The sequence below is a fragment of the Porticoccus sp. genome (assembly GCF_965660005.1).
In the GTDB taxonomy this organism is placed as follows: Bacteria; Pseudomonadota; Gammaproteobacteria; order Pseudomonadales; family Porticoccaceae; genus Porticoccus.
Genome location: NZ_CBFHYF010000065.1, coordinates 1 through 6,356, shown reverse-complemented (window position 1 = coordinate 6,356; position 6,356 = coordinate 1). Strand labels below are relative to the sequence as shown.

Below are 6,356 nucleotides of genomic sequence, written 5' to 3'. Positions count from 1 at the left end.
CAACTTACCATGCAAGTGCAGTTCATGGGCAAAAACGTTGAGCAATGCTTCGGAATCTGAATCTGTGTTGATATGCCGGAGGTCCGATTTGAAAAGATGCTCCATCAGCTCATCGGTATTGGTCAGATTGCCATTATGTGCCATGCAGATCCCGTAGGGAGAGTTCACATAAAACGGCTGGGCCAGGGCAGCACCAGAACTGCCGGCAGTCGGATAACGCACGTGGCCGATACCCATGTTGCCTTCCAGCTCGGCCATGTGGCGGGTATGAAACACATCCCGAACCAGACCGACCCCTTTCCTCTGGTTAAGGCGGCCACCTACACAGGTCATGATGCCTGCAGCATCCTGACCCCGATGTTGAAGCATCGTCAATGCATCATAGAGCTGCAATTTGACATCGCTTTTACCGACAATTCCGACAACGCCACACATGGACTAAACAACCTCGTTTTTTAAAGACTTGCTGGCTGCGCTGTGACGCCTGTTCACTAGAGCAGATTTTTTAGAAAACCTAACACCGCAGCTCCTGCCTCCCTGGCGAAATGTTCAAACTGCATAAAAAAAGAAATCAAACGTGATTCCTGCCACCATACATCCTCTGCCACTGGCAGTATTTCCGTCAGGACAAGCAGTACCACCATAATAATGATCAGGCCCCGGGTCAGACCAAACAACACACCCAGGAGCCGATCGGTGCCCGTCAGACCCGTCGCTTCCACCAGTTTTCCCAACAGATAACTGCAGATACCGCCAATGATCAAAACAACAATAAACAGAGTGATCCAGGCAGTCAGCATACGCAGGGAAGGCGTTGAAATGAGATCAACCAGCCATAATGCGAGCTCATCGTGGAAAATGGATGCAATGATTGCCGCTGCGAGCCAGATCACCAACGACAGAGCTTCTTTGATGAAGCCTCTCACCGCGCTAATCAGCACAGAAAACCCTAAAACTGCAATAATCGCCCAGTCTGCCCAGTTCATGCTTTCATCATTTTTTAGAATGACCGAGAGTGTATCAGAGCGAGGTTCTACGGTCAGGGATCAAAGTGCAACATCAATGCATTGACACCATATTTTTTGTCGATGGCCGCTTTGTCTTCCATCAGCTTACTCTTTAGCACCTTGGGACCCACAAAAACCCGGTTCAGCTCTCCGGCATCGCCTTTCTGGTGACGGACGTAGGCGCTATAACCCTCCGCCAGAAGCTGTTTCAGCAATGACTGAGCCTTTTCTGCATCGCGAAAACTGCCCACCTGCAAAACCCAGGCTTCCGCAACGCCCTCATCAGTCAAACCCGGCGGCGGTGAGGAAGACCCAATTGCTGCCTCTACCTCTTGCGAAACCTCGGGCTGGAAGATATTTTCATCGTCTATTGCAGCTTCAATATTGTCCGGACGGTCCGGTTCATCGACGACCACAGGAGCGATTTCCGGGGAGTCGGGAATTTGCGAGCGAGTATCGACCTTGGCGGCATCGGAAAAATCAAAAAGCAAAGCGAATAGAATCAGAGCCAACGCCAGCAATACAAAGCCACCGACAATGCGCTGTTTCATATTTTCACTCAACATCCTTTTTTCCTTTTGGCAGATTTTGCCACCAGTCCAGTATCGGCCCGACAGTAAAGAAAGAACCAAAAACGACCACTTGATCGTCGGGTGTGGCTTCACACAGGGCCAATTCAAGAGCGTTCAGCGGAGAAGAACAGACGCTTGTTCTGGCGGATAATGGTTCGCTGGCATTGTACAACATCGATGACAACATACCTGCATCTGCGGCTCTCGGCTGGTCTGGTATATTGCAAAAGTACCAGCTTTTAACCAGCGGTCCCAACGGTGCAAGAATATTTGGAATATCTTTATCCGCCATGAGACCGACAACCGCAATCAAGTGGCCCGAGAAACTATTGAGCCGATCTGCCAGCAATGCCGATGCCTGAGGGTTGTGGGCCACATCCAGCACCACGGATACACCATTGATAGTCACTTTTTGAAACCGGCCTGGTACCGCAACAGCACCGATTGCGCTGGTATCTACTTCAGAAGGTGACAGCCTTGTGATCAGACTGGTGGCTTGCAGGGCACAGGCAATACTGGCAGACGGCAGTGAAGTCTCAGGCAACGGCGCAAACTGTCTTGCCGAAAAATCCCTGCCATTGACCATCAGCTTTGCAGCAACTTTCTCTGCGGTGCTGATTAACCCTGCGACCGGGTTCGGGTCACCACAGATCAGCGGCTTACCCGCACGAGCAATGGCCGCTTTTTCAGCAGCTATCTGGTTGAGATCGTCGCCGAGCCATTCCTGATGATCCAGAGCCACACCGGTGACAATCGCTATATCGGCATCAAGGATATTGACTGCGTCGAGCCGCCCCCCCAAACCGACCTCGAGAAGCACAACATCCAGTTGCTCCCTGGCCATCAGTATCAAGGCAGCCAGCGTACCAAATTCGAAGTACGTCAGGCTCGTCTGTCCCCTGGACTGTTCTATTTGTTCAAATGCTTCACAAATTGCCTCATCACTGACGCAATGCCCATCAATTACTATCCGCTCGCGGTAGTTGATCAGATGAGGCGATGTATAGCAGGCCACGCGATAACCCGCAGCTGTCAACAGCGCTTGAAGTGCAGCGACGCAAGAGCCTTTGCCGTTGGTGCCGGCAATAGTGACGATGGTTTTTGCGGGCGAACGTCTATCCGGCACATCCACCAGCCCCAACTCCCTGGCAACTAGGCGAATGCGCTCCAGGCCAAGCTCAATTTCTTTGGGATGCCTGTTTTGTAACAGGGTCAGCCATTCACTCAGTGAGCGCTGGGGCATCGATATGATCAGGTTCTGGACAATGGGTAAACTTTGAAATTAGGGACGCCAGCGTATCCCGAAGCTCAGGGCGCGGAATGATTAAATCGATCGCTCCGTGCTCCAGCAGAAATTCTGCGCGCTGAAACCCCTTGGGCAGGCGCTGACGGATGGTCTGCTCAATGATATTGGGCCCGGCAAAACCTGCTCTTGCTGCAGGTTCAGCGGCATTGATATCGCCCAACAGTGCAAGACTGGCAGAGACACCGCCATAAACGGGGTCTGTCATTACCGAGATATAGGGTGTGCCCTGACTTTTAAGCCTTTCGATAATTGCGCTGGTTTTGGCCATCTGCATGAGGGATATCAGTGCCTCCTGCATACGCGCACCACCCGTGGCGGAGAAGCAGATCAACGGGATATTTTCCTGCAGCGAAACCTGGGCTGCACGGGTAAAGCGCTCACCAACCACATAGCCCATGGAGCCACCGTGAAAGGCAAACTCAAATGCCACCGCAACAACAGGCATGCCTTTTAATGTGCCTTTCATCGCCACCAGCGCGTCGTCTTCACCGGTCAGTTTCTGGGCATCATTCAACCGGTCTTTGTATCGCCGTACATCCTTGAATTTGAGACGATCAACAGGCTTGACCTCTGTGGCAAGCTCCTCACGACCCTCCCGATCAAGAAAGAAGTCCAGTCGACGGCGGGCACCTATACGGAGGTGGTGATCGCATTTTGGGCAGACTTCGAGATTCTTTTCGAGCTCTGGACGATAAAGTGGTGCACTACATTTCGGGCATTTTTTCCACAACCCTTCGGGAACACTCTGGGTGCGATCTTTTTTCTGGGTCGCCGGACCCTTGGGGCGGATTTTTTCCAACCAGCTCATAGTTTATTCCGTCAGTTATCCAGTGCATCTCGCATTTCTGCGACCAGGCTTGAAACTGCCTGTGAAAAAGCCCGTGGTGATGTTTCAGCGCGCGCAGCCAGCTCAGCCATTTTACTCACCAGCACACTACCAACCACCACGCCATCGGAGAGGTCGGCAACAGCGCGCGCTGAGGCACCATCTTTAATCCCGAATCCTACACAGACTGGCAGGTCAGTCAATGTACGGATATGGTCCACATGCTGTTTCACTGACACCACATCGAGATTACCCGCACCGGTCACACCTTTCAGCGAGACATGATAAATAAAGCCACCGGCCATTTCTGCAACCATCTTCTGTCGCTTGTCACTGCTGGTGGGCGCCAACAGAAAAATATTTTCAATACCGGCTTCACCGAGCTGTTGATTGAATTCTCCCGCTTCCTCAGGGGGAAGATCGACTGTCAGGACCCCATCAATCCCGGCATCGAGAGCAAGCTCAATAAAATGCTGATAGCCCAGCCGCTCTATGGGATTGGCGTACCCCATCAGAATGACCGGAGTGGTGAAATCGGTCTCCCTGAATTGTTTCACCAGTGTCAATGCATCACGCAGGCTGCTGCCATGGGCCAAGGCCCGCTCATGGGCCTTCTGAATCACCGGCCCCTCGGCAGTCGGATCTGAAAAAGGGACACCGAGCTCGAGAATATCAGCACCCTGTTCGACCAGGGCATGCATCACCGGCAGCGTCACATCGGCGGCGGGGTCACCTAATACTATATAAGGAATCAGGGCCTTGCGGCCCTGCTGTTTAAGAACTTCAAAACGTTGTTTAATCCTGTTCACAGACAATTTCCAACTTCTTTTTTACTGATGCATGATTACAAAGTGATGCCATCGATTTCTGCAACTGTCAGAATATCTTTGTCACCGCGCCCGGAAAGATTCACTACGATGGTCTGATCTGGATCCATCTTGCGAGCCAGTTTTTCAGCATAGGCAATCGCATGACTGGACTCCAGCGCCGGCATGATACCTTCGATTCTGGTGAGATGACGAAAGGCATCCATTGCCTCATCGTCGTCAATAGCCACGTATTTGACACGACCGATATCTTTCAACCAGGAATGCTCCGGGCCAACTCCAGGGTAATCCAGTCCAGCTGAGATAGAGTGGGTTTCAATAATCTGCCCGTTTTCATCTTCCATCAGATAAGTACGATTACCATGGAGAACGCCGGGAATGCCGTCGTTCAGTGGTGCAGCATGTTTACCTGTGCCGAGGCCAAACCCGCCAGCTTCCACACCGTACATCGCGACCGATTCGTCTGCCAGAAACGGGTGAAACAAACCGATGGCGTTTGACCCTCCGCCCACACAGGCAACTAACGCATCCGGCAATTTACCCGTTTGGGCCAATGACTGTTGACGGGCCTCCCGGCCAATCACAGATTGAAAGTTTCTCACCAACTCCGGATAGGGATGGGGACCTGCACAGGTACCAATGATATAAAACGTGTCATCCACATTGGTCACCCAGTCGCGCAGCGCTTCGTTCATGGCATCCTTGAGCGTTCTGGAACCGGAGGTGACGGGCACGACCGTCGCGCCGAGCAGCTTCATACGGTAGACATTAAGGGACTGGCGCTGGATGTCTTCCTCACCCATGAACACATGGCATTCCAGACCAAGACGGGCAGCTACAGTGGCCGTGGCCACACCGTGTTGACCAGCACCGGTTTCAGCAATTACTCGTTGCTTGCCAGTATGCTTGGCCAGCAACGCCTGCCCGATAGTATTGTTGATTTTGTGTGCACCGGTATGATTCAGGTCCTCACGCTTGAGAAACAGCTTTGCACCACCGGTTTCCCTGGTCCAGCGTTCCGCAAAATACAGCGGCGATGGCCGTCCCACATAATGGGCCAGGTCATAATCAAACTGGGCCTGAAATTCGGGGTCATCCTTTAAGCTGCGATAGATACTCTCCAGCTCATCCAGTGCATATATCAGGGTTTCAGAAACAAAGCGTCCACCGTAGGGGCCGAAATGGCCATGAGCATCCGGCATTTGGTTAAAATCAATCGAGGCTTTCTTGTTCACTGTGTTCTCCGACGTGTTACCCGGCTGAAGCGCGGGCAATAAACTGTTCTATGAGTCGAGCGGATTTAATGCCCGGAGCCGTCTCCACACCGCCACTCACATCTACTGCGTAGGGTCGGGTCTGGGAAATGGCATCGGCCACATTCCCGGGGTTCAACCCCCCCGCCAGAATCAGCGGGAAATCTGAACCCGATGGTAGACGCCGCCACGCAAACGTTTCTCCGGTACCGCCATACTTGTCTTTATGCCAGGCATCAAACAGAAATCCGCTCGCGCTGGGGAACTGCGCCAGCTCCTTTGACAGATTCAGGTCCGGCGCCATTCTTATAGCTTTGATAAACGGTCTGCCAAACTGCCGGCAGTACTCATCGTCCTCATCACCGTGGAACTGCAGAAGTTGCAGCCCCACTCTCTCAAGTGTCTCTGCCACCTGTTGCTGCGGAGCATTGACAAACAAACCGACCGTTGTGACAAAGGGACCCACTTCGGCTGAGATGACTGCGGCATCGGATAGGCCCACAAATCTGGGGCTTTTTGCATAAAACACCAGACCTATTGCATCAACTCCGGCAGCAGCAGCAAC

General features: G+C 52.5%; 7 protein-coding genes and 1 pseudogene. All 8 read right to left on the bottom strand.

The annotated features are described in order from the left end of the window. Window positions 1–435, bottom strand: a pseudogene (locus tag ACTF5G_RS09735) (amidophosphoribosyltransferase); the annotation flags it as partial. A gap of 56 nt (window positions 436–491) precedes the next feature. Beyond that, complete coding sequence (locus tag ACTF5G_RS09730) at window positions 492–986, bottom strand: CvpA family protein (protein WP_036860172.1); 495 nt, start codon at window positions 984–986, stop codon at window positions 492–494. A gap of 53 nt (window positions 987–1,039) precedes the next feature. Next, on the bottom strand, window positions 1,040–1,573 hold the full coding sequence (locus ACTF5G_RS09725; RefSeq protein WP_438952612.1) for an SPOR domain-containing protein: 534 nt from the start codon (window positions 1,571–1,573) through the stop codon (window positions 1,040–1,042). Continuing rightward, window positions 1,563–2,822 (bottom strand): bifunctional folylpolyglutamate synthase/dihydrofolate synthase, encoded by a 1,260-nt coding sequence (locus ACTF5G_RS09720; protein ID WP_438952611.1) that lies wholly within the window; start codon window positions 2,820–2,822, stop codon window positions 1,563–1,565. The genes ACTF5G_RS09725 and ACTF5G_RS09720 overlap by 11 nt, the downstream gene beginning before the upstream one ends. Then, a complete protein-coding gene (gene accD / locus ACTF5G_RS09715; protein WP_036860168.1) occupies window positions 2,800–3,693 on the bottom strand; it encodes an acetyl-CoA carboxylase, carboxyltransferase subunit beta in 894 nt (297 codons plus the stop codon). The genes ACTF5G_RS09720 and accD overlap by 23 nt, the downstream gene beginning before the upstream one ends. Window positions 3,694–3,704: 11 nt before the next feature. After that, window positions 3,705–4,520 carry a tryptophan synthase subunit alpha gene (gene trpA, locus ACTF5G_RS09710; protein ID WP_438952610.1) on the bottom strand — a complete coding sequence of 272 codons (816 nt, stop codon included), beginning with the start codon at window positions 4,518–4,520 and terminating at the stop codon, window positions 3,705–3,707. A 35-nt stretch (window positions 4,521–4,555) separates the two neighbouring features. Next, window positions 4,556–5,740 (bottom strand): tryptophan synthase subunit beta, encoded by a 1,185-nt coding sequence (gene trpB, locus ACTF5G_RS09705; RefSeq protein WP_438952613.1) that lies wholly within the window; start codon window positions 5,738–5,740, stop codon window positions 4,556–4,558. Between the two features lie 49 nt (window positions 5,741–5,789). After that, window positions 5,790–6,356, bottom strand: a 567-nt coding sequence (locus tag ACTF5G_RS09700) for a phosphoribosylanthranilate isomerase (RefSeq protein WP_438952609.1), incomplete at its 5' end; no start/stop codon positions are given.

What these genes read in the sequence shown, in the direction of transcription:
- ACTF5G_RS09730 (WP_036860172.1), bottom strand. Translation starts at nt 986, where the DNA reads ATGAACTGGGCAGACTGGGCGATTATTGCAGTTTTAGGGTTTTCTGTG.
- ACTF5G_RS09725 (WP_438952612.1), bottom strand. Translation starts at nt 1,573, where the DNA reads ATGTTGAGTGAAAATATGAAACAGCGCATTGTCGGTGGCTTTGTATTG.
- ACTF5G_RS09720 (WP_438952611.1), bottom strand. Translation starts at nt 2,822, where the DNA reads ATGCCCCAGCGCTCACTGAGTGAATGGCTGACCCTGTTACAAAACAGG.
- accD (WP_036860168.1), bottom strand. Translation starts at nt 3,693, where the DNA reads ATGAGCTGGTTGGAAAAAATCCGCCCCAAGGGTCCGGCGACCCAGAAA.
- trpB (WP_438952613.1), bottom strand. Translation starts at nt 5,740, where the DNA reads ATGCCGGATGCTCATGGCCATTTCGGCCCCTACGGTGGACGCTTTGTT.